The 22,684-nt window shown below is 58.5% G+C and carries 17 protein-coding genes; 11 read left to right on the top strand and 6 right to left on the bottom strand.

From position 1 onward, the window contains the following. Positions 1-122 precede the first annotated feature (122 nt). Positions 123-398: a hypothetical protein gene (locus HY29_RS08440; protein ID WP_034795539.1), complete on the top strand. Its 276-nt coding sequence runs from the start codon at positions 123-125 to the stop codon at positions 396-398. Positions 399-411: 13 nt separating this feature from the next. Here the strand turns inward: HY29_RS08440 and HY29_RS08435 are convergent, their stop codons facing one another. Together HY29_RS08435 and HY29_RS08430 are read right to left on the bottom strand one after the other, a co-directional pair. Next, positions 412-1,338 (bottom strand): alpha/beta hydrolase, encoded by a 927-nt coding sequence (locus HY29_RS08435; protein ID WP_051601327.1) that lies wholly within the window; start codon positions 1,336-1,338, stop codon positions 412-414. A gap of 111 nt (positions 1,339-1,449) precedes the next feature. Further along, entirely contained in the window at positions 1,450-1,923 is a 474-nt protein-coding gene (locus HY29_RS08430; protein ID WP_051601326.1) for a MarR family winged helix-turn-helix transcriptional regulator, read from the bottom strand. A gap of 179 nt (positions 1,924-2,102) precedes the next feature. Between HY29_RS08430 and HY29_RS08425 the strand changes: the two genes are divergently transcribed. The 4 genes from HY29_RS08425 to HY29_RS08410 all read left to right on the top strand — a co-directional run bounded on the left by HY29_RS08425 (position 2,103) and on the right by HY29_RS08410 (position 5,285). Then, the gene (locus tag HY29_RS08425) at positions 2,103-2,678 is read left to right on the top strand and encodes a VOC family protein (RefSeq protein ID WP_034795536.1); all 576 of its coding nucleotides are present in this window, start codon (positions 2,103-2,105) and stop codon (positions 2,676-2,678) included. Between the two features lie 17 nt (positions 2,679-2,695). Continuing rightward, positions 2,696-3,352 (top strand): carboxymuconolactone decarboxylase family protein, encoded by a 657-nt coding sequence (locus HY29_RS08420; protein ID WP_034795532.1) that lies wholly within the window; start codon positions 2,696-2,698, stop codon positions 3,350-3,352. Positions 3,353-3,726: 374 nt separating this feature from the next. After that, positions 3,727-4,731, top strand: a complete 1,005-nt coding sequence (locus HY29_RS08415; protein WP_034795601.1) for a PLP-dependent cysteine synthase family protein — start codon at positions 3,727-3,729, stop codon at positions 4,729-4,731. 140 nt (positions 4,732-4,871) lie between these two features. Beyond that, positions 4,872-5,285, top strand: coding sequence for a hypothetical protein (locus HY29_RS08410; RefSeq protein ID WP_034795530.1), 414 nt, complete (start codon positions 4,872-4,874; stop codon positions 5,283-5,285). Between the two features lie 76 nt (positions 5,286-5,361). Here HY29_RS08410 and HY29_RS08405 read toward each other — a convergent pair whose 3' ends face one another. Genes HY29_RS08405 through HY29_RS08395 form a run of 3 tightly spaced genes read right to left on the bottom strand, consistent with a single transcriptional unit; the run spans position 5,362 to position 12,870 of the window. After that, positions 5,362-8,652 (bottom strand): carboxyl transferase domain-containing protein, encoded by a 3,291-nt coding sequence (locus tag HY29_RS08405; RefSeq protein ID WP_034795528.1) that lies wholly within the window; start codon positions 8,650-8,652, stop codon positions 5,362-5,364. A gap of 30 nt (positions 8,653-8,682) precedes the next feature. Further along, positions 8,683-11,097 (bottom strand): TonB-dependent receptor, encoded by a 2,415-nt coding sequence (locus tag HY29_RS08400; protein WP_081811304.1) that lies wholly within the window; start codon positions 11,095-11,097, stop codon positions 8,683-8,685. A 57-nt stretch (positions 11,098-11,154) separates the two neighbouring features. After that, positions 11,155-12,870, bottom strand: coding sequence for an AMP-binding protein (locus HY29_RS08395; protein ID WP_034795522.1), 1,716 nt, complete (start codon positions 12,868-12,870; stop codon positions 11,155-11,157). A gap of 211 nt (positions 12,871-13,081) precedes the next feature. Here HY29_RS08395 and HY29_RS18405 point away from each other — a divergent pair, with 211 nt between their 5' ends. The 5 genes from HY29_RS18405 to HY29_RS08370 all read left to right on the top strand — a co-directional run bounded on the left by HY29_RS18405 (position 13,082) and on the right by HY29_RS08370 (position 19,778). Then, the gene (locus HY29_RS18405) at positions 13,082-13,903 is read left to right on the top strand and encodes a GntR family transcriptional regulator (protein ID WP_051601325.1); all 822 of its coding nucleotides are present in this window, start codon (positions 13,082-13,084) and stop codon (positions 13,901-13,903) included. Between the two features lie 923 nt (positions 13,904-14,826). Next, the gene (locus HY29_RS08385; RefSeq protein WP_034795519.1) at positions 14,827-15,345 is read left to right on the top strand and encodes a hypothetical protein; all 519 of its coding nucleotides are present in this window, start codon (positions 14,827-14,829) and stop codon (positions 15,343-15,345) included. A gap of 84 nt (positions 15,346-15,429) precedes the next feature. Continuing rightward, complete coding sequence (locus HY29_RS08380) at positions 15,430-16,182, top strand: fimbrial biogenesis chaperone (RefSeq protein ID WP_034795516.1); 753 nt, start codon at positions 15,430-15,432, stop codon at positions 16,180-16,182. Between the two features lie 83 nt (positions 16,183-16,265). Continuing rightward, entirely contained in the window at positions 16,266-18,845 is a 2,580-nt protein-coding gene (locus HY29_RS08375) for a fimbria/pilus outer membrane usher protein (protein ID WP_155838262.1), read from the top strand. After that, positions 18,846-19,778, top strand: coding sequence for a hypothetical protein (locus tag HY29_RS08370; RefSeq protein WP_155838261.1), 933 nt, complete (start codon positions 18,846-18,848; stop codon positions 19,776-19,778). 21 nt (positions 19,779-19,799) lie between these two features. Here HY29_RS08370 and HY29_RS18400 read toward each other — a convergent pair whose 3' ends face one another. After that, positions 19,800-20,459 (bottom strand): TetR/AcrR family transcriptional regulator, encoded by a 660-nt coding sequence (locus HY29_RS18400; RefSeq protein ID WP_051601324.1) that lies wholly within the window; start codon positions 20,457-20,459, stop codon positions 19,800-19,802. A gap of 372 nt (positions 20,460-20,831) precedes the next feature. Between HY29_RS18400 and HY29_RS08360 the strand changes: the two genes are divergently transcribed. Further along, positions 20,832-22,445, top strand: coding sequence for a carboxylesterase/lipase family protein (locus HY29_RS08360; protein ID WP_081811301.1), 1,614 nt, complete (start codon positions 20,832-20,834; stop codon positions 22,443-22,445). Positions 22,446-22,684: the final 239 nt, after the last annotated feature.

The raw sequence follows: 22,684 nt of genomic DNA, 5'->3' as shown, positions 1-22,684 counted from the left end.
ACTACCGCGGACTGTCATACGCGTTCCCAAACATGTCCGCCTGACCCGAAAGCGCAGGATTTTACGCCTGTCTTGTATGGAGAGCTTTTTCGCGGCTTGCCGCCCATCGGGAGACGTCCATCATGTCAGACACCCAATCCGGTAAGGGCGATTGCTATATCTGCGGCTACCCGCTCGATCCGCTGACATCCATATGCCCGAACTGTAACTATTCGCAGACACCAAACCCTGCCGCGCAAGGCAGCCGTTCCGGCGCCGTCACGCAGCCCGAAATGGCGCCGGATGATAGCCCGCCGAACAGCGCTGCCGCAAACCTGCGCAAGACGTTACGCAAGGATCTCGACGCCCGCATGAGCGACGCCAAGGCCAATCTGAAATCAAAGCTGAAAAAGAAATAGGGCGCGCCAGGTCCTATTTGCCAGAGCCAGCCCCCAGCGTCAGCCAGTTCACATATTGCTCCAGCCAGTTGGAGGCGCTCGTGCCTTTCCGCAGTGTGCCGAAGCCATGTCCGCCATCACTGTAGAGATGCAACTCCATCGCGCCATTCGCCTCCACCCAGGCTTTCGGCAGGGTGAACCGGCCTTGCTGGAACAGGGGGTCATCAGACGCAATCGCCAGATAGAGCGGCGGAGTGATCTCGCCATCGACGGCCTGGGTCATGGGCGGATAGATCAGGGCGGCGCTGTCGACCTCCACGTCTTCAGGTGGCGCGCGCAAGACTTCCATCACCGACATGGCGCCCGCCGAAAAGCCGATCAGGCCAACACTGCCAGGCTCACACCCCAACTCCGGGCAATGCGCTGAAACATATTCCATAGCCAGTCGCGAATCATCTACGGCCGGCTGGTAGGCATCCAGCTCCCGGCTGCCCAGGCCGGAAAAGACCTGCATCATTTCCTGCACGAATGCATCCGGCGCAGCAGAGGTTGGCACGGTTCGATACTTCAGGACGAACGCCGTATAGCCCTCTTCGGCCAACCGCTCTGCAATCGGGAAGCCCTCATTCTCGATGGAGGCAAACATGTATCCACCGCCCGGCACGACAATAACGGCCTTGCCATTATTATTCTCTGCCGAGGGATAGATGGGATAAATCTGCGGGCTTGTGACATTCCTGACCGTCAGTTGATTGAGGAAATGCTCCCAGATCTCCTTGTCCTCCGCGCCGGGGATCAGGGATATCGCGTCTGCATCTGGCGCATCCTCCGGAATCGGCAGGTCTGGCAGATTGGCCTGCGGCGCGGCTTCCGCTTGTGGGGCGGCCTGCGCCTGTACCTGGCAGGCGCCGAGACCCGCAATCATCACACTGAAGACAGTCGCCTTGAGCCAGCTCTTCATCTTTTCCTCCGCGAAACTGTGCACGCTAACATAGGGTCAGCATTGCGCATGTTCTGCACCAGAGGCAAGGCAGAGAGCCAAGAAAGTAATGCTCGGCAGTGTCAGGCCGGGCTAGTCGCGGGCCACATCTTCCGGCGTGAAAGACAAGGGCGCGCCCCAATCCTCAGCCAGCGTGGCGGCGGTTTGCGCGAACGCCTCCTGGCCCAGGCGGCGCTGAAGCTCCTGCGTCATCAGGGCCATGGCCTGCTGAGCATCCCCCCGCATAGCCTCGCCCGTCTCGGTCAGCTCCACCACTTTCACGCGCATATTGTTCGGGTCATCCACCAGCCTCACCATGTCCATTTCCCCCATGGTCTTCAGCGTTGCATGGATCGCCTGCCGGCTGACACCCAGTCGCCGCGCAATATCAGATGGATAGCGCACGCCCATCAAGATATTTGCCATGACCATGGATTGCGGCCGGGTAACCGTCGGCCAGCCCCGCGCGCGGATATAGCTCTGAAGCCCTTCATCCAGCCAGTAAAAGCCGGACAGCAGGTTCAACAGGATCTGGTTTTCCGGGGTGACATTATAGGTCTCGCTCATATCAGCGACTTATAGCCGGTTCCGGTGCTATGCAAACAGATCCCGTAGACGCGGCGTTCGGCCCGAGCGATTTTCCTCTTTTCCGAACAACGTCAACTAGTTTGACAGTATATCAGGGCGCTCATATTCTTTTGAAAACAGAACACGCCCGGCAAAGGGCGGCATTCGGGAGGAGACCCATGACAAGACCACAAAACAAGGAATTCGAGTTTCTGGGCGTCAATCATCTGGCTCTGGTCTGCAAGGACATGGCCCGCACGGTAGAGTTCTACCGCGACCTGCTCGGCATGCCCCTGATCAAGACGATTGACCTGCCGGGCGGTTATGGTCAGCACTTTTTCTTTGATGTCGGCAATGGCGATTGCATCGCCTTCTTCTGGTTCCCCGATGCGCCGAAAGCTGCGCCGGGCGTGGCCGCGCCGGAATACCTTCCGACACGCGGAGACATCCGCTCAGCTCACGGCTCCATGAACCACATCGCGATCAACGTCGCAGCCGACAAGTTTGACGAATACTATGAGAAACTGAAGGCCAAGGGCATTGATGTGACGATCATTCTCAACCACGACGATTCCGACATTCAGGTGTCGGAAGAGGTCACCGAGGATGTCTTTGTCCGGTCTGTCTACTTCTTTGACCCTGATGGCATCTGCCTGGAACTGGCTGCCTGGACCACTGAGTTTGAAGCGCATGACGTGCGTCACGCCCCCATGCGCGCGGACGGCAAGCCCGCTGAAGACATGCTGCACACCTGATCAGAAAGCGATACCCCATGCCAGCCATCAAACCCGTTCCCCGCAAGGACATCACCAACAAAACCATACTCGCCTATTTCAACCACCTGTTCGGCCCGGACCGTGACCCGATTGACGATCCCGGAACGGCCACCGGCTCGCCCGGCGACTGGTGGAGCGTCTTTGCCAATTCCGAGGAAGTATTCGAACACGCCGTCGCCGGCTTCAAACTCTACCGTAGTCCAAACATCAAGCTGGATCCTGTCCTGCGCGAACTCGGCCAGACGCGCGTCGGCTGGGCCATCGGCAGCCAGTTTGTCTTCTCTCAGCACTGCAAGATGCTCCGTGCGCTGGGCCTCAGCGACGACAAGATCAAGGCCGTGGCCCATTGGCAGATATCAGACCTGTTCGATGACAAGGAACGCGCCGTTCTGGCCTATGCTGACTGCCTGGCGACGGCCCACGGCCGTACGCCTTTTGACGTCACAGAAAAACTGAAAACCTTCCTCAGCGATGAGGAGATCATGGAGTTCACCTACATCATCTCAATGTATGTCATGCACGCCATCATGTCCCGCGCCCTGAAAACCGAATTTGATGACCGCCCCGAAGCGATTGTCGAAGTGGACGCGCCGGAAGGGTCAAACAGTGCGGATTTCCTGGAGTCCCGCCAGAAGGACAAGAAAGGCACCTGACCCGCCAGGCGTCTTCCGGGCCGACAGTCCCGTGCGTCCGATGATTAGAAGACACGAAACCCTGTTTTCGCCTCAGGGGCGGGGGTCATGGGAATCATCTTCCATGACCCTTCATTGGCCAAAAACCACGTCTTCACCCCAAAACATCACCCGAAATTGGATGATTTTCCCAAACTATCCTCGCTTGGCCAAATATATGGGACAAAATTCTCGCGGAAATCAGATAATAATCATCTTCCAATGATAATTAAGATATGAAGCGAGGCCCTTTCGTGAGAGCAGCAGCTGATACCTATCAGAGCACCCCAGTAGCGTTTCGTGAAGAGCGGAAAGAGCGCCCGCAATCCTATCGCGATTGGGTTCGCCAGTCTGTCATCCGCATCCGCGCGGAGGCAAACCGCAAGGGCGACACGAACCTCATCAAGCTGCAGCTGAATGAATTCCAGAATGTCGACATCTATCTCAAGGATGAAAGCTCCCATCCCTCCGGCAGCCTGAAGCATCGCCTGGCCCAATCCCTATTCCTGTGGGCGCTGTGCAGCGGACGCATCGGTCCGGACACCACCATCATCGAATGCTCCTCCGGCAGCACGGCCATCTCCGAAGCCTATTTCGCAAAACTGCTTGGCCTCAAATTCGTCGCTGTGGTTCCCGAAGGCACGGCCTGCAAGAAGATCCAGCAGATCGAATTCTATGGCGGGCATTGCGAACAAGTGCCCGCATCCGAGATCAGCGAGCATGCCTGTCGTCTGGCCGAAGCCGAGAACGGCTACTTCATGGACCAGTTCACCTATGCCGAACGTGCCAGCGACTGGCGCGGGGAAGACAATATCGCTGCCTCGATTTTCCGTCAGATGGCGGATGAAGAGTGCGCAATCCCGGAATGGATCGTTGTTGGCGCGGGGACGGGCGGCACGTCCACCACGATTGGCCGTCACCTTTCCTATGTGCGCACGGGCAACAAGACAAAGCTCTGCGTCGTGGACCCGGAAAACTCCGTCCTGTTCGATTATTACTGCACGGGCGATGAAAAACTCCGCTCCGCCATGCCATCGCGCATTGAAGGTATCGGCCGCCCGCGTGTTGAGCCCTCCTTCTTCCCGGAACTGGTCGACCGGATGATCAAGGTGCCCGACCACGCCTCCATGGCGGCCCTGCACTATCTTGAAAGCCTGACCGGGCGTCGCTTTGGCGGCTCCACCGGCACCAATTTCTGCGGCGCCTACCGGCTGGCCCAGGAATTGGAAGCCGCAGGCGAAAAAGCCAGCATCGTCACGCTGATCTGCGACAGCGGCGAGCGCTATTTTGACAGCTATTACGACGCTGAATGGCTGAAAAAACATGGATACGGCCAGCTGGACTTTCCAGCCTGCCTCTAGTCTGCCCTTGTCGGAATACGGGGAGACCCCGTCTCGTATCCCGCACTTTTGAAGGGCAAGAAAACCCCTGATCTGCCTCCGGATCAGGGGTTTTTGCTTTTCTGAATTCGTAGGAGAGGCGGCCGGGGCAGACTTGCGGCATGGATCAGCTCTTCGCCCCTCCCCGCAATCTGACACCGGAACTGGAGCCTTACCGCTTCTGGATCTGGCTGCAGCTGATTGTCGTGCGGATGTATATCCGCTCGATCAAGGGGCCCGGCGTGCCGTTCATGTTCACGATGAACCGCCATGGTGATGTCACGCTCGTGTATATTGGCGACACGGAAGCCGAACGTGACGCGGCCCTCGCCAAACAGAAACAGCAATATCCGTTTGCGTGGGAACCAAGCCAGGCCTTCGCAGCGGCGCTTGATGGCAGATCCCTCATGTCCGCTCATCCCGGCAAAAGCCGGGGCCCAGGGCGGCAGGCTCTGGACGCGCAATTCTGGGTCCCGGCTTTCGCCGGGATGAGCGCCAATGCTGCGGGATGTATGCTGCCCCCACCAGACACCTGACCCGTCTCTTTACGGATGAAAATTCAATCTCTGGAAACGAAGCGCCTTCACGGGCGTCGCATGTGCAGCTGGAATCCTACCAGGTATCGATATAGCGCCGCCCGGATCTCTTACGCTCCGGCGGACGCATCTTCAGGCCGCGCATCAGCCAGGCCCGCGTGTCGGCCGGGTCAATCACCGCATCGATTTCCAGATACTGGGCTACCGCCGTTGCCCGGCCCACTTCATACAGTTTGGCAACCTTCTCGGCATATTTCTCTTCGCGCTTTACCGGGTCTTCGATGGCTTCCAGCTCCTTGCGATAGGCCAGCTTCACAGCGCCTTCCAGGCCCATGCCGCCAAACTCGCCGCTGGGCCAGCTGATCGTCATCGCCGTGCTGTGGAACCCGCCTGCAGCCATGGCCTGTGCGCCGAGGCCATAGCCCTTGCGCAGGACGACCGTATAGACCGGAACGCTCATCGCCGCAGAGACGATGAACATCCGCGAACCATGGCGCACTGACGCGGTCTTCTCGGAATCCGGCCCCACCATGAAACCCGGCGTGTCGCACAGGGAAACAATCGGCAGATTGTAGGCATCACACAGCTGCATGAAATGTGCGGCCTTGTCGGCAGCTTCGGAGTCAATCGCCCCGCCCAGCCATTTCGGATCGTTCGCCATCAGGCCCACGGCCCGGCCTTCGATACGGGCAAAGGCCGTCACGATGCCAACACCGAACTCGCGGCGCAGCTCAACGACCGAGCCTTCATCGGCGAGCAGATCAATCACCTTGCGGATGTCATAGACGCGCAGCCGGTCTTCCGGGATGGCATGGCGCAAGAGGCGCTGGTCCGGCGCTTTCCAGTCGGCCACATTGCCCTGGAAGTAGCCGAGGATCTGCCGTGTCTTCGCGACAGCTTCGGCCTCATTCTCTACGGCCAGATCCACAACGCCGTTGACGCTTTGCACATCAATCGGGCCGATGTCTTCCGGCTTGAAACTGCCTAGCCCGCCGCCCTCGATCATCGCGGGGCCGCCAAGGCCGATATTGGAATTCTTTGTCGCGATGGTGATATCGCAGCAGCCGAACAGAACCGCATTGCCGGCAAAGCAGCGCCCGGCCGCAATGCCGATACGCGGCTGGCTGCCACTCAACGCGGCGAAGTTGCGGAAGGTCGACACATCCAGGCCAGAGGCCGTTACCGCGTCGACATCGCCCGGCCGTCCGCCGCCACCTTCCGCAAATAGAACAATCGGCAAATCCTGATCATGCGCCAGCTCGATCAGGCGGTCGGTCTTCTTGTGGTTCAGATAGCCCTGCGTACCCGCCAGCACGGTATAGTCATAGGAGATGCCCATACAGCGCGTCAGCTCCGGACCGAACAGCTGGTTGTTCACCTCGCCCACACCGCCAATCAGGCCATCCGCGGGCGTGTTCTTCATCAAATCGTCCAGACTGCGGCGGCGGCGCTGTGCAGCAATGGCCAGGCCGCCATATTCATGGAACGTGCCGTCGTCGAACAGATCGTCCAGATTTTCCCGCGCCGTGCGCATGCCGGTCTTGTGGCGCTTCTTCACCGCTTCAGGGCGCGCCGCATCCATCGTCAGGCCGATCCGCTCCTGAACATGAGCCAGGTCTTCACGAATGTAATCCGGATCAATCTCCGCATCAGTTGCGGCCGTATCCGCTTCCACTTCGGCTGGTTCCACGAACAGGATCGGCAGGCCTTCGGACAGCACCGCGCCAGCCTCCAGCAGGATCTCCCGCACGATGCCACTCTCGGTCGCCTCAACGACATGCTGCATCTTCATGGCTTCGACCAGCGCGACCGGCTTGCCCGGCCAGACTTCGTCGCCCTCAGCCACATCCACGCGGACCACCAGACCGGACAGCGGCGCCGGAACAGACACCTGCCCCGCAGGCGCCGACCGCGTGGTCTCGCTGGCAGCAGAAGTCGCCGCAGCCACAGCAGGGGATGTCTCCGCCGTCTCGGCAAGGCGCTCAGCAGCCGCGTTCAGTCTGCCCCGCTCACGCTCCACGAACTGGGTGTCGAGCTGGCCAGAGAGCAGCTCCTCCTGTTCCAGCAGCGCCAGCATATCCAGTTTATTGGTTGGCACGCCGGAAATGCCGAATTCCTTCAGCGCCCGCTGCGCACGCCGGCCCGCAATCTGCATGTCCTGTCCGCGTACGATCAGCTTGGCCAGCAAAGAGTCGAAAGCCGGGCTAAGCGTCATGCCGGGATAGGCGAACGTGTCCACGCGCACGCCGGTACCGCCTGGAGGATAGAAGCTGTTCAGCGTGCCACCAGAGGGGCGCACCTGACCGTCCGGCGCGGTCGACTCTGCATTGATGCGAACCTGAATGGCCGCGCCTTTGGTCTGCGGTTTCGGGCTGCAGCCGGCATCCCCCAGCGTACCACCGGAGGCCAGCAGGATCTGCGTCTGGACGAGATCAACGCCTGTCGTTTCTTCCGTGATCGTATGTTCGACCTGCAGGCGCGGATTGGCCTCCATGAACAGGATCGCGCGGGCGGGGTCTGTTTCTTCCAGATTATAGAGGAACTCCACCGTGCCGACATTGTCGTATCCGGCCTCTTTGGCGAGACGGACAGAGGCCTCGTGCATGGCGGCGCGAATATCATCCGGCAGGTCAGGCGCCGGAGCGATTTCTATCAGCTTCTGGCGGCGGCGCTGCGCACTGCAATCACGGTCTCCCAGCGCCACGACATGGCCCTGCGTGTCGCCAACGATTTGAACCTCGATATGGCGGGCGCGCTGCACCAGCTGTTCCAGATAGAGCTCCCCGGAGCCAAAGGCGAGTTCCGCTTCGGCGCGGCAAATCTCAAAGGCCTGTTCCAATTCCTCAAGGGACTGTGCCGGGCGCATGCCGCGGCCACCTCCGCCGGCAATGGATTTGACCATTACGGCAGCATTATCGCCAAGGGATTTGAAGAAGGCTTTCGCTTCTTCCAGTGTGACCGCACCATCTGTTCCCTGAGGGACTGGCACGTCACATTTCAGGGCAATCTGCCGGGCCTGTCCCTTGTCCCCGAAGACGTTCAATGCCTCCACATTCGGGCCAATAAAACAGATCCCGGCTGTCTTGCAGCCTGCGGCAAAGCCGGCATTCTCACTGAGAAAGCCATAGCCGGGGTGGATGGCATCACACCCCTGCTCTGCCGCGATGGCCAGGATATTGTCGGCATTGAGATAGGCAGACGGCCCTGCCCCGCCCAGCGCCACCGCTGTGTCACCTGCTGTCACATGGGCAGATGCTGCATCGTCTACGGAATAGACGGTTACGGTTGGCACGCCGAGTTCGGCAGCAGCCCGCGCAACGCGCACAGCCACCTCCCCCCGGTTGGCGATCAGGATCTTCTTGAACATGTCTGCCTCCTCAAGCCCCGGAAAATCCGGTTACCACTTCACCCGCAGGGTGGCGCCATAGGTGCGTGGTTCAACGCCATACCCCTGCACCGTGCCCGGCTGAAGCGTCCCCGCGCCGGTCATGGCCCAGGCTTTCTCGTCTGTCAGGTTACGGCCCCAGACCTCAACGGTCCACAGATCAGATTGCTTGCCCAGGCCGATCCGGCCATTCAGCGTGGCATAGGCCTTCTGCTCATGGTTCGGGCCAACGGAGGCCGAGAAGCTGACATCGGATTTCGACTGCCAGCGTGCATCGAGATAGGCAAAGGTGCGCAGAGACGTGCCTGGAATATTCCGGTCATAGTTTGCGGAACTCACCAGCGTCCATTTCGGCGCGTTGAAATTGCCCCGGTCTTCCAGATAGGACAGGGAGGCCGGGAAATCGCTCTCGCCGAAATCCGCATCCTGATAGGTGGCCGCGAAGTTCACTGACAATTCTTCGGTCGGGTTGAACACGGTTTCCAGTTCCACGCCCTGGCTGGTCAGTTGCGGCAGGTTCGCCACAACGCGCTGGGTTTCCCCGCTGGCCGCAGCCTGCACATAGCTGAACTGATAGTCTGTCAGCTCCGTGTAGAACAGGGCCAGGTTTGCACGCACCAGACCATCCATGAACACGCCTTTCAGGCCAAGTTCGTAGGCGTCTGCGAATTCCGGCTCGAACTCCAGCTGTGCGCCGTTCGGGTTCGGAATGGTCAGGCCACCCCGGTCAAACTGATAGCCACCGGATTTGTAGCCCCGGCTGTAGGAGGCATAGGTGCTGAGATCGCCATTGATGCGATAGAGCGCCGAGAGAACGCCGGAGAATTCTTCCTCAGAGCGGCTATCGGTGTAGCGGCCATCGCGGCGGGTGTCGAAGTTCGGAATACAGACCAGGCCTCGCAAGCCGGCCGGCGTGGTTGTCAGCCCCTCACCACCAGACGCAATCGCCGCCTCACAGGCTGGATTGTCGGAGGTCAGGTTTGCGTCCAGAGACTTGTCATCAATCGTGTAGCGCAGACCGCCGGTAAGGGAGAGTTTGTCCGTCAGCTGATAGGTGTTGTGGGTGAACAGGGCGACGCTATCGCCCTCCTGCTTGAACACGTCATATGCGCCGCCGCCTTCCGGGAAGACACTGCCAGCCGGCAGGCCCGTGACGGCAGAGAACAGCGTATCGGAGCCTACGAGCAGACCGAGCCAGTCTTCAAGGTCTGCGCCGAAGCTATAGCTGTCCCGGCTTTCGATCTTGTCGTTCGCATAGAAGACGCCGAACAGATAGTCGAGGTCCCCTGAGACGCCCTGATAGCGCAGTTCCTGGCTGAAGCTCTCAAACACTTCACCATCGCGGTCATCATATAGCAGATCCACCGGACCGCCATCCGGATCGAACGTGCGGTCTGCATCGAATTTGCGCCAGGCTGTGATGGAGGTCAGCGTACCAGGGCCCACATCCCAGTTCACTTCAGCCGAGATACCCCGGTCCAGAACCGTCTGGCCCCATTTACGATCCGCTGTAGGCGTTACGTAGTAATCGCTGATTTCATCCTGCGCCGTCGGCACCGGGCCGAACTGGCCCAGAAGAGCCTCTGCGGTTGGCGTGATGCTGCGATAGATCAGGAAGTTGCTGCCGTCTTCGCTCTTGTCGGTATAGTCCGCGATTACGCGCACATCCACCGTGTCGGTCGGCTCCCAATAGAGCTGGCCACGGGCCTGAAAGCGCTCGCGACCGCCATATTCCTGGCCGGTGAACTCGTTCTCGGTATAGCCGTCACGATCCATCGTCATGATGTCCAGGCGCCCGCCCAGAGTGTCGGCCAGCGGACCTTCGATCGTACCGTCAAAACGCTTGAGGCCCAGATTGCCAACGGTGACAGCGGCGCTGCCTTCAAACTCGTCAGACGGTTTCGCGGTGACGACGTTCAGAACGCCTGCGGTCGTGTTCTTGCCGAACAGCGTTCCCTGCGGGCCGCGCAGCAGCTCGACGCGCTCAACGCCCGGCATGTCGTTCAGGGCGAGGTTCGAGCGGCTTCTGTAGACGCCGTCCACATAGACGCCGGTTGCGGATTCAAGACCGGGGTTCGAGCCGCTGGTGCCGATACCGCGCACACGGATCACAGCGCCATAGGATTCGCCAATCGTGTTGGTGATATCAAGGCTCGGCGCGATGCTGGTCAGCTGCTTCACATCGGAAATGCCGGAGCGTTCCATCTGCTCTGCGCCGATATTGGAGACCGCGACCGGAACATCCAGAATGTCCTGCGTCCGGCGGGTTGCCGTCACAGTGACAGCGCCGAGGCGGCGGGCGCTGGTGTCTTCGTCCGTGGTCGCACCGGCTTCCGCCTGCACAGCCGTATCGTCGTCCTGCGCCTGGGCCATAGCCACCGGCGTCATCAGCGCGACAGCACACACACTTGTCAATAATACTCTCATAGCACTCCCTCCATGGCGTCTCTGATTGCGCCAATTGTCGATTGATTGTTTGGGGTTTTACAGTTCGCTCAGCAGAGCATTCCGTTTCACTTTTCCCGTGTCGGTCAGCGGCATCTTGTCGATGAACCGAACTTCCGGAACCTTGTAGACAGCCATATTCTCCTTGCACCAGGCACGGATATTGTCTGTCGTTTCCTTGCCAATGGCCTCTGCTTCCAGCTGGACGAACGCGACGGGCACCTGGCCCTTGCGCTCATCCGGACGGCCAACTACGCCGCACAGCGCAACGGATGGATGGCGGCTGATGGAAATTTCCAGCTCGGTCGGGAACACGCTCATGCCGTTCACCTTGAGCATTTCCTTGCGGCGCCCCCGGAAATAGATAATCCCGTCTTCGTCGATGACGCCGGTATCGCCTGTGTGGAACCAGCCATCCTTGATCGGATTTTTCTCTTCGCCACTGAGGCCGCCCCAATATCCCTTCATCAGGGAGGGCGTGCGGATCAGGATCTCACCCGGCTCTCCAAACGGCATCGGCAGGCCAGTGTCTGGATCGGCGATGATGAACTCCGCACCCGGGCATGGCAGGCCGACATAGAGCGGCTCTCCGGTAATGTCCTTGTCGTTTTCCTGCAGGCCGGTCGTGAACGTGTCCAGCGTATTGGTCTCGGTCATGCCGAAGGAGGATTCGCGCAGCACCGCGCCGGTCAGCTCTTTCCAGCGCTTGCGATAGTCGGGGTTCAGGATCTTCACGAAAGACGTGACGACCGTATCCTTCAGCGATGTAAGATCGCGCTTTGGCGCGTCCGTATGATCCATGATCTCGACCGCGCCATCGGTGATGGTGCCCATGCCAGTCACGCCGCTGCGCTCAATGGCGGCCATCACGGCGCTGGCATCCCAGCGATTGAACAGCACCAGCTGGCACCCGGAGACGACCGGCAGAAGGATGCCGGCCACTTCGCCCGCGATCCAGAATTGCGGCAGGTAAGACAGGATCACATCATCCTGCCCGGCAGGCAGGCAGAAGGTCGCCGCGCACGCGCCGGTATAGATCATGTCGCCATGGGTATGGAGGCAGCCCTTGGGCAGGCCGGTCGTACCGCCGGTATAATTGATGGCGGCAATCTGATCCCACTCCGTCTCGGCCAGCGCGTCCGGATTGACTGGCGTCTCCAGCGCGTCTGAGAAAAGGGAGGTTCCCGGCACCTCGACCCGCGGGTCGAGTGCACCAGCCGGGACCGGTATAGGGGGCTCGCTGGGGAGGAAGTCAGCGAGCGTGGTGCATAGGATGTTGATGGATTTGTCGGTGTTCACGGCCGTGACCAGCGGGGCCAGCTTGTCGAGCGTGACGACCAGACGAGAGCCGGAATCGTTCAGATAGTGGGCGAGTTCCCTGTCCTGCACCATCGGGTTTACAGGCGTCAGGATCGCGCCACATTTCAGGATGCCGAAGAAGGCAATGGAGAATTGCGGACAGTTCGGCAGGAACACAGCCACACGGTCACCAGGGCGAATACCCTCGGCATACAGATAGGAAGCGAAGGCGTCAGACAGCTGGTCGAGCTGGCGCCAGCTCAGCTGGTAGCCATAGAAGTCTATCGCAACCGCATCGCTCTTCTGCTTAGCCCAGGCACGCAGATAGGAGGGCACCGAAATCTGACCGAATGGATAGACCGGTTCGGTTGGCATTCCTGTGGGCCAGGATGCCTGAATGCGTTGCTGTACATCAGCGAGATAAGCCTCGCGACTGGACTGAACCGACGCGCTCATGGAGCCTCCCTGTTTATATCTTTGCTGAACAAAGACTCTTATTTTGATGGACAATCCTCTCGCGTCACGCTCGATTGTCAATCGACCAAAACAGGAATACTCGAATTTTTACCGTAATTGTGCTTGATAAGACAAAATTCGCCTATATTGTCCTACAATCATAGTCGCCATGCTTGCTGATGCCGACACAAGCAGACAATCGGGAGCCCCCATGAAGCCCTCCACATCGACTCTCGCGCCCTCTGTGCCGGAAGCCATCGCCAAGGCGCTGACCTCGGACATTGCCGCTGAACGGTTGAAGCCGGGCGAGCGGCTGGTCGAGGTGAAACTGGCCAAGCGCTTTGACGCCAGCCGAGGCTCCGTACGCGACGCCTTGCGACAGCTGGAGAAGCGCAATCTGGTGCAGATGCAACCCAATCGCGGCGCAGTTGTTGTGGGCATTCCCCTGGAGATCATCGCGGATAATTTCGCCGTCACCGCAACGCTGATAGGCTTGGCGAGCCGCTACGCTGTACAGCAGGCGCGTCCGGACATTATCCACGAACTCGGCGAACGGCAGAAGCATGTGGCCGCTCTGGTGGAGGCCGGCTTCACACCCCCGCGCGAGTTCGCAACCGCGCTCGGCCGCTTTTTTGCGCTTATGATTACCGCCAGCAACAATCGCACCGTGCGCGAGATGACCTCCACCTTGCTGAACGAAGCCTCATGGGAAGCCATGTGGGAAACCCCATGCGATCACCTGACTCTGGAGCGCCAGAGAGAGATCGCCGGGATGATCCAGACGATCTGGGACCATATTGCCAATGGCAATGCCGACGCTGCGGAGCGGAACATCCGCCTCTTCCATCAAAGCCACCGCGATGCAGTCCTGCGCGAGATCAGCATGCGGCGCAAACAGGCTATCGACAAGACACGGATCGTTTCCTTCGATGCATCCAATGCAGAGAAACTGGTGGAAGAAGGCTTTGAGGAAAGGCTGCGGGCGCTGGAAGAACAGGTTACCGAGTTGCGCCAGGCCGCCCCCGCGCCATGATCGCGGAGTGTTTGGGCATCAGGACTTGAATATATATATGTCCTCGCGCCGTCACTTGTTTCTCATATGAGCACCCGACCTAGCTGTTAAACCACCAGCAAACTGCAGGCTTTGAACCTCCAAAAAACCGGCATGCCCCCCTCTTAAGGGAACTCCCTTAAGGGGAAATACCTGAGACAAAAATTCTTTTGCCCTGCACAAAAAGCAAATTCCCGCAAAAGGCGATTTTCCGTTTTTGCAAGTGCGCCACTCCGCGTCGGAGAAACCTTCCTTACACACCCTACAAGGCACACATCAGGGTGAGATATGCAGCGGCCTGCGCTGCGTAGTTTTATTTGCAGGTGCAGACAATATTCACAGGATCGCCTTTATAAACGGGTGCTCTCAGAAAAAGCATCTCCTCTCATGATTTAGAATTGAAAGAGTTTTCAGGCCAAACTCATACTTACCCAGATGTTCCCGGAAAACTCCCTCAGGAGTTGTTTTTTTGTTCTGTGGTGAGACAAATTTTCACAAATTTACTGTTGATTAATCATCTCAAACGTGGAACTTTTTTACCGTCACGTAGAACTGACATCTCGATTAGGGCTCACATCCCGGCTGGTCTACGGCCTGAGCCTAGCCTTGGCAGAAGCGAACATCGACACGAAGTCAAAAGTATAGGTTGAACAAAGGGGACAGAAATAATGTGAGGTTGGGAGAAACCTCAGGGGACGACATTTTTCATATTTTCTAAAATCAAAAGATCACTGCGCGGGGAGGCCCGCGAGTGTGGCCACGGGACACATGTGCCCCGTGACCGGGTGGCGAGGTATCGCCATTCTCATCCCATTTTCATGGGAGAACCTGCCATGCCATTCGGGGCCTGGCAGAACACTCCGGCTATGGCTTGCACCCATAACCGGAAAACAGAGGGTACCACAATGAAGCGTACACTTACAGCTATTGCGGCAGCTGCCGCATTTTGCGGTGTTGCAGCCGCCCAGGATTCTGAAGACCTGGTCATCAATCTCAGCGGTGAAGTCGAAAGCAACTGCGAACTGGTGCCAGAAGGCACTGCCAGCTTCGACGTTGATATGCTGGAAACAGGCAATCAAGGGTCGCTGACGATCCTGTACTCCTGTAACTCTCCCTACACGGTGTCTCTGACCTCCGCAAATGGCGGCATGTCTCACCAGGAGAGCAGCGGCGCCGTCAACATCGATTATGACATCGAAGCCAGCTTCCTGGGCCTCGGCATCTTTGCGCCTACGACCACCAACTCTGCCGACATGAGCGGCAGCCCGCAGGTGATCGTGACGAACAATGACTGGCAGAACATTCTGTTCAACGGTGGCACACGTACAGGCAATCTTGACCTGTCTTTCGATAATGCGTCCGAATACGCCGTGGCCGGTACCTACAGCGACACGCTGACCATCACACTGGCAGCAAACTATTAGTTTGCTTTCCTCCTCCAACCAGGCGGCATCCTCGACGGTGTCGCCTGGTCTGGCTTTTCTGCTGGGGACATAGTGGAGTAGAAGATGCTGAAACAATTCATCATTGTACTGATCGCCTGCGTGATGGCCGCAATGGCCCCTGCAGCGGGCGCCTATGAATTCGCACCGATTGTGGCGCAGTTCACACCTAACGGGTCCGGCGCGGCGCGAACATTCGTCGTCAGGAACACACATGACGTGCCCGTTGCCCTTCAAATCGAAGTCTACCGACGGTCTGCAGACGAAACGGGACAGGAAACCCGTGAGCCGGAATATGATGATTTCATCATCACCCCGCCACAGCTGGTGCTTGCTCCAGGGCAGAGCCAGTCCATCCGTGCACAATGGATCGGAGACTCAAATCCAGAAATCGAGCTATCCTATCGCCTGATCGTGGAGCAGCTGCCCATCCCCTATTCCCGGGAAGAGGTGGGAGACAAGCGTGTGGCCGACATCAGCATGGGCATCCGCTATGAAGCCGCCCTGTACGTGGTACCCGCCAGCGGCAAGCCCGCGGTAGAGATTACCCGGGCAGAAGCCGCCAAAACCGAGTCTGGCGAACAGGTGTTGCGCGTCACGATCAAGAATACGGGCCAAAGGCGCGCCATCCTACAGAATCCGGAAGTCATGGTGCAGTCTGAAGGCCAATCGGTAACCCTGTCAGGAGAGGCCGTTTCAAGCATCAATAATCGCAACATCATCGCGGGCACACAGGCCGTGATAGATGTTCCGTGGCCTGAAACCCTGCCAGTTGGCCCCGTCAGCGCGTCTATTTCAACCGATTTCTACAAGAATTAGAGATTGCTGTGTTACCGCGGCCCGCTTCATATTCTGGCCGAAAGGCAACAAGGCCGCTGTGTTTAAAAATTGCATCCAGCAGAGTGCTGCGCACTTTTCTGGCCTGCTCAACCATGCTGGCAGGCATGCATCTTTACAAGCCGAAAGCCTCAGCGGAACAGGAGCCTGAGCCTGCTCCGCCAGCGGCCGCTCCCAAGGTCAACAAGGACGCCTCCATCGACGAGATTTACGGCGCGCTGTTTGGCAAGGCGCCGACGCAGGCGATCTCCCTGCCCTATCCCGTCATCATTTCCGGGATAAATCAGGGCGATGTGATGATCACGCCCAGCATGACCCAGGGCGAGACACTGATCGACCGCAAGGCCATTGTTGACCTTTTGCTCCCCTTTCTGATCGAAGAGAAACAGGCAGAACTTCTGGAAACCGTCTCGCAAGAAGACAAGGTGAAGTCAGGTGATCTGACGTCGCTCGGCATGCCCACGAGGTTTGACAACAGCAACCTCATTCTCGTGATCGACATTCCGGTCGAGTTTCGGTCTGTCATACCCCTGCCCATACAGCCGCGCATCCGGGCCGCGTTACAGCTGGATACGGAAGATCAGGCGAAAACCAGCGCGATTGTGAACATGGCCGCTGGCACGCGCTATATTCACAGCAGCAAATATCTGGAAACCGGCTTTGCCGCGACGCAGGTGAACCTGCAAACCGCCTTCAATATCTTCGATGTCGTGCTGGAAACCGGCCTCCGCTATAGCGATGCCTCAGACGAAGAGCTCGCCCTGAACGATACGCGGCTGACGAAGGATCTCGTCGTGCAGCGCACCCGGCTGGAGGCTGGCGATCTTAGCGTACCGACCAGCGCCTTGCAGGGGAACCCCAGCCTGCTGGGGATCGCCGGCTTCCGGAATTTCGGTCTCCAACCGTATGAAGAGTATCGTACCAATCCTTCGCAACAATTCGAACTGCAGCGTGCGGCGCAAGTCATGGTCTATATCAATGGCCAGTTCATCCGCGAGATCCGCCTGTTGCCCGGCCGGTACAATCTGACGGACCTGCCCCTGCAAAGCGCGGCGGGCAATGACATCACGCTGGAGATACAATATGATAGCGGCGACACGGACCGCGTTGTCTTCTCCGCCTTCTATGATTTCAGCCTGCTCAAGAAGGGCCTCACCGATTTCGCCGTGAGCGTGGGGCCGACATCCCGTATTGAAGACGGCGTCCGTGAATATGACTTCGACAATCCTGCCATCAGCGCCTTCTATCGCAAGGGATGGACAGATGAATTCACGGCAGGCGTGAACCTACAGGCAGATACGGAGCTGCTTAATCTGGGGGGCGACGCGTTCTACACGTCCGGTGTCGGAACGTTTGGCTTTCTGGCTGGCTTGAGTGAGACCGATGAGGGAACCGGCAGCGCCATCACAGGGCTGTATAGGTGGAATGACACGGACCGCGGGCGGCAATTACGCTTTGATTTGCAGGCCCGCTATCAGAGCGACCTCTACACCTCGCTCGGCTCAGGCACCAGCAATATCAAATACGACCTGACCGCCAGGGTCTCCCGCAATTTCTCCGACACGATGCGCGTGCAGCTGACAACCGGCTTCCGGCAGCGCCACGATATGGATGAATTCGAGCAATCGCATTCTGCCAATCTGACATGGCGTACGCGCTATGGCACGCTTGGCTCTCTGGTTCGGTACACCACAGCACCAGGCGAGGAGGCCGAACTATCCGCCGGAATTTCCTTCAGCATGCGGCTGGGCTCCGGATATGCGCAAGCCTCTCACGACACACGTTCATCCTCTACGCGCGCCTCCTATTCTTCGCGCATGGACCGCAATGTCGGCAGTCTGGGATGGGATGCGGCCTATTCCCGCCAGTCCAATATTGACGATATTCGCGCGGGCGCCTCCTATATCGGCAACCGGTTTGAATCCCGCATCGAACAGCGCCTGACGGCGGCCACGCAATTTGACGGCTTTGGCAGCGAAAACTTCACAGAGGCCTCCATCGGCTCAGCTCTTGTCTATGCAGACGGAGCATTTGCGCTGTCCCGCCCGGTCTATGATAGTTTCGTGATCTTCTCGAAAAATGACGCTGTGAAGGATGTGGCGATCGCCGTCGACCCGCGTCGCAACATATTCGAAATGAAGCCTTCCTATGCGGCCCACTCGTCAAGCCTCGGCCCCGCTGTCGTGCCGGATCTGAACGCCTATTATGTCCGCACGATTGAAGTGGAAGCGCCAGGTGCGCCAGCCGGAACGTCTCTTGGCGGACAAGCGCTCAGCTTCCTGCCTGGATACCGGTCCGGCTATGTCGTCAAACTGGGCGATGATCGCAATGTCGCGGTGATGTCCCTGCTGGTGGACACAGAAGGCAAGCCCGTGCCCTTCGCGGCCGGATACGCCATTACCAGCGATGGCGAACGCCACCAGATGTTCACCAATCGGGGTGGCCGCTTCTACATTGACGGCCTGAAGCATGGCGAGACGGTCGAGTTGCAATTCGACTCTCCGGAAGGCGCCACTGCGAGCTTTGAGGTGCCGGATGGAGATATTGGCGTTATCCGCATGCCAGATCCTGTAAGGATAGCCCCCGAAAAACCTGAAGCGCCCTACCAGGTGACTGTGCGCGTGATGAAACCGAATGGAGCCTGAATGATGTTCCGGCCACTCTCCCTATTTATTGCCCTGCTTCTCCTCAACCCGGCCTTAGCGCAGGAGATGGGCCTGCCAGGTGCGGAAGGACTGAACGAACAGCCCACGCCCTGCACACTGCAGATCAGACCGCCAGACATGGTGGTCTATCGCGGCGCACTCAGCCGAGGCTACGATAGTAACAGTGACCGGCAGCATACGGAGATTGCCAAAGTTCTCATCGAGCATGAGGGAGACTCCTGCCCGTACACTTTGCGCATAGAGCCTGAAGCCGGCCCAGGAACCGCCTACATGTATAATGGCCAGGACGCGCTGGCATTTGAAATATCGCCTCCGGGACGGTCAGGCAATTCGGGCAGCAACATAGTTGAGATCGCCGGTAATGTCGCACGGGGACAGTTTCAGCGCACGATACCGTTTGACGTGCAAATTCCGGCCGGACAAAAAACCGTGGCGGGTCGGTATATAGGGCGTCTTGAGGTCAGCCTCTACCCTGATACAAGCGCAGCGGGAGAACCGGCAGACCGGCAATATATGGAAGTCGTCGTCGACGTATTGCCCCGCGTCGATGCCTCATTCGGGACAGACCCACTGGCGCGCCAGAAATCACGACGTCTGGATTTTGGGACACTCCGCAAGGGCCAGAAGAGCAGCGTGGACTTTTCCGTTACGGCCAATACCGGCTATTCAATCAAAATGGCTTCAGATAATCGCGGCGCCCTGCACCATGAGTTCACCCCCAGCAGCATAGAGTATGATGTCTATCTGGATGGCAATCCTGTCTCTATTGAAGAGTCTGCCTCCCGCGAAGTCTTGCTATCGGGGGCAAGCAGCTCCCAGCACAGCATTGACCTGCTCATCACGGGAGATACGGACAAGGCTCTGGCCGGAAACTATACGGACCGCCTGACGCTGATCATTTCAGCAGACTGATTGTTCAGACGCCGCCGGACACTATTTCACAGCGCCCCCCAACTCCTTTGTAAGCAGCACCTTGTAGTGTTTCAGCAATTCCATTCCGGACTCGGCTGCATCCCGGTCATGCGTGTATTTCAACTCGATCAGCAGGCCCCTCATGGCGGCGCGGTGCAGGTGGACCATAATGAGGATGGCCTTTTTGTCCTTGATGCCAACCTGCTGGGCAACCTCCCAAACGCCTTCACGCTGGGCATCCTGGAGTTTCTGCAAGGTTGTTGTAAACCGTGCATCCAGTTCCGGGTCGCTCCGAGCGCCCATCATGATTTCGATCAGGGCAATCGCGGGCGGTTGCAACAAGGCCTGCCAAGTCGCCTCGGTGATGGCATCGAACAATTCCACACCCGGCTTGTACTTTGACAGGAGTGAGCGGACATACTCATTCTGCTGTACGGCAGCATCTTCCGCGACGGCCGTAATCAAGTCACAGCGTGTCGGGAAATGGTGCAGAAATGCCCCGCGGCTGACGCCGGCTTCATCCGTGATCTTCTGAAGCGTCGTTTTTCCATAGCCATATTTGTCCAAGCAGACGATTGCAGCTTCAATCAGCTTGCGCCGCATCGCGGCAGATCGCGCCGCGTGTGGCCCCCGGCGTGTGGGCGCGGCCGGAGATTCTTTATTTGTCGTTTTCTTCGCCATCAGGCCCCCTTGTGAACCTACTCTCATGACATGACTTAGCCGTTTCCTGAACAGAGGCAAACGCCAAGGCCTGCGCCATACTTTTATCAGTCTTTCAGACACGCTGAAGCGCGTGAAAGACTGCACCGTCTTGCATCCTGAAGGGATTTTTTAGCCCCGCAAGCATTTTCCAGTCTATTTGGACTTTATTTTTTCACGCCATGGCATCATTGTAAATCTGTCGGCGCATCAAAAAAAACATCGTCGGCATCGGGAGGTCATGAAGGCTCAATCAGGGCGCCAGCGTGAAGCGGCATCTATGCTTCGCATGCGAAACATCGCGCCCACGCGCCTTCCAATCCCAATTAGAAAAATAATCAGGAGGAAACATCCATGCCACCGAAATCCGGTTTATCCAGGCGCCTGTTCATGGGCGCGGGCGCAACGCTGTTGGGCAGCAGTTTGGTCTCCGGCCGAGCCTGGGCCGCAGACCTGTTCCCGGTCGTCGAAACAGCCAACGGCAAATTGAGAGGCGCGACGGCCGCTGGCATCAGCGTGTTCAAGGGCGTCCATTATGGCGCTTCGACAGCTGGCGACAATCGCTTCATGCCGCCTCAGCCGGTCGAAAAGTGGGCCGGTATCCGGAATGCGCTGTCTTTTGGCGATGTCTCCCCACAGGCCACGGGAAGCCGCGCCTATGAATATGCCGACCTGATCGTTTTTGACCGCCAGCCAGCTGGCCCAGGCGAAGACTGCCTCAGCCTGAATGTCTGGACTCCCAGCCTTGACCAGCAATCCAGCAAACCGGTTATCGTGGTGCTGCATGGCGGCGGATTCTATGCTGGGTCCGGCAATTCCTTCGGGATGGATGGCGAGGCAATGGCACGCTTTGCTGACAGTGTTGTCATCAGCGTAAACCACCGTCTTGGGGCCTTTGGATTCACATATCTCGGACAGTTGGGTGGAGAGCGGTACGCTGGCTCCGGCAGCGTCGGCATGCAGGATATTGTCGCCGCGCTGAAATGGGTAAAAGAAAATGTCGCCCAGTTTGGCGGCGATCCAAACCGTGTTCTGGTATACGGACAATCCGGCGGCGGTGCCAAGACCAGTACGCTGCTGGCCATGCCTTCTGCCAAGGGCCTGTTCCATCGGGCTGGAGTGATGAGCGGTTCAATGCTGACGGCAGGCTCCCCCGAGCGGGCGACGGAGAATACGGTCCGGCTGATGAAGGCACTGGATATTCCGACCTCCGATGTGGAGCGGTTACAGGCCGTGCCATTCACGACGCTGCTGGAGGCCCAGACCAAGCTGGAACTTGCAGACCGCGCCAAAGGCGAGGCTCCACGCGCCTTCGGGCCGATCGTCGATGATGTCGCCATTCCGCGTCATCCCTGGTCTCCGGATGCACCGCCGCAAGCACATGATGTCCCCATGATCATCTCCACAGCGCTGGATGAGCGGACCTACCGGATGTCGAATTACGACCTCAGCGAGGAAGGTCTTCTGAAGTTCATTCGCAAACGCGCTGGTGACAAGGCTGAAGAAGTATTGGCGCTCTACCGGGCGGAAGATGCGGACTCGACCCCCTTCATCATTCAGGCTCGTGTTGATACCGATCTCGGCTTCCGCAAGGCGGCCTTCCGTCAGGCCGAATTGAAGGCCAGAGCGGGTGGCGCGCCGGTATGGGCCTATCTGTGGACATGGCCATCTCCCGCCTTTGACGGCCGATACGGCGCCGTGCACGGAATTGATGTCGGGCTCAGCCTGTACAGTATCCGCGGCGGTCTAACCGGTGCACAGGCGGACAGCAAGCTTATGGCCGAGCGCATCTCCTCTGCCTGGGCGGCCTTTGCGGCAACAGGTGATCCGAACAATGAGGCGCTGCCACAATGGGATGCCTATGAGCCAACGAAGCGGTCAACCATGATCTTCGACATGGACACACGGCAGGCATATGATCCCCGCGCGGAAATTCGCGAGATGTGGCAAGGCATCAAGATGGATTAAGAGAGCCTGCACACTCATTTCCTATAAATCGCAGGCATGACAAAAAATGGCCCATCCTCCATGAGGATGGGCCAAGTCATTTGCTCTGTCCAACTGACACACTGAAACAATACAAAAGCAAGTATCAGGAAGGAGGGAGAGTTTGCGCAGTCGCAAGTACTGGGAGAGATAACGCCTGCGCCCTATAGACAGCTAATGCTGGGTATAACTGCGAGGGTGAACACACCCCCGCAGTCAAG

Source organism: Hyphomonas beringensis, from assembly GCF_000682755.1.
Lineage (GTDB): Bacteria > Pseudomonadota > Alphaproteobacteria > Caulobacterales > Hyphomonadaceae > Hyphomonas > Hyphomonas beringensis.
The sequence above is the reverse complement of the archived record's forward strand: the minus strand, read 5'-3'. Positions and strand labels throughout refer to the sequence as shown.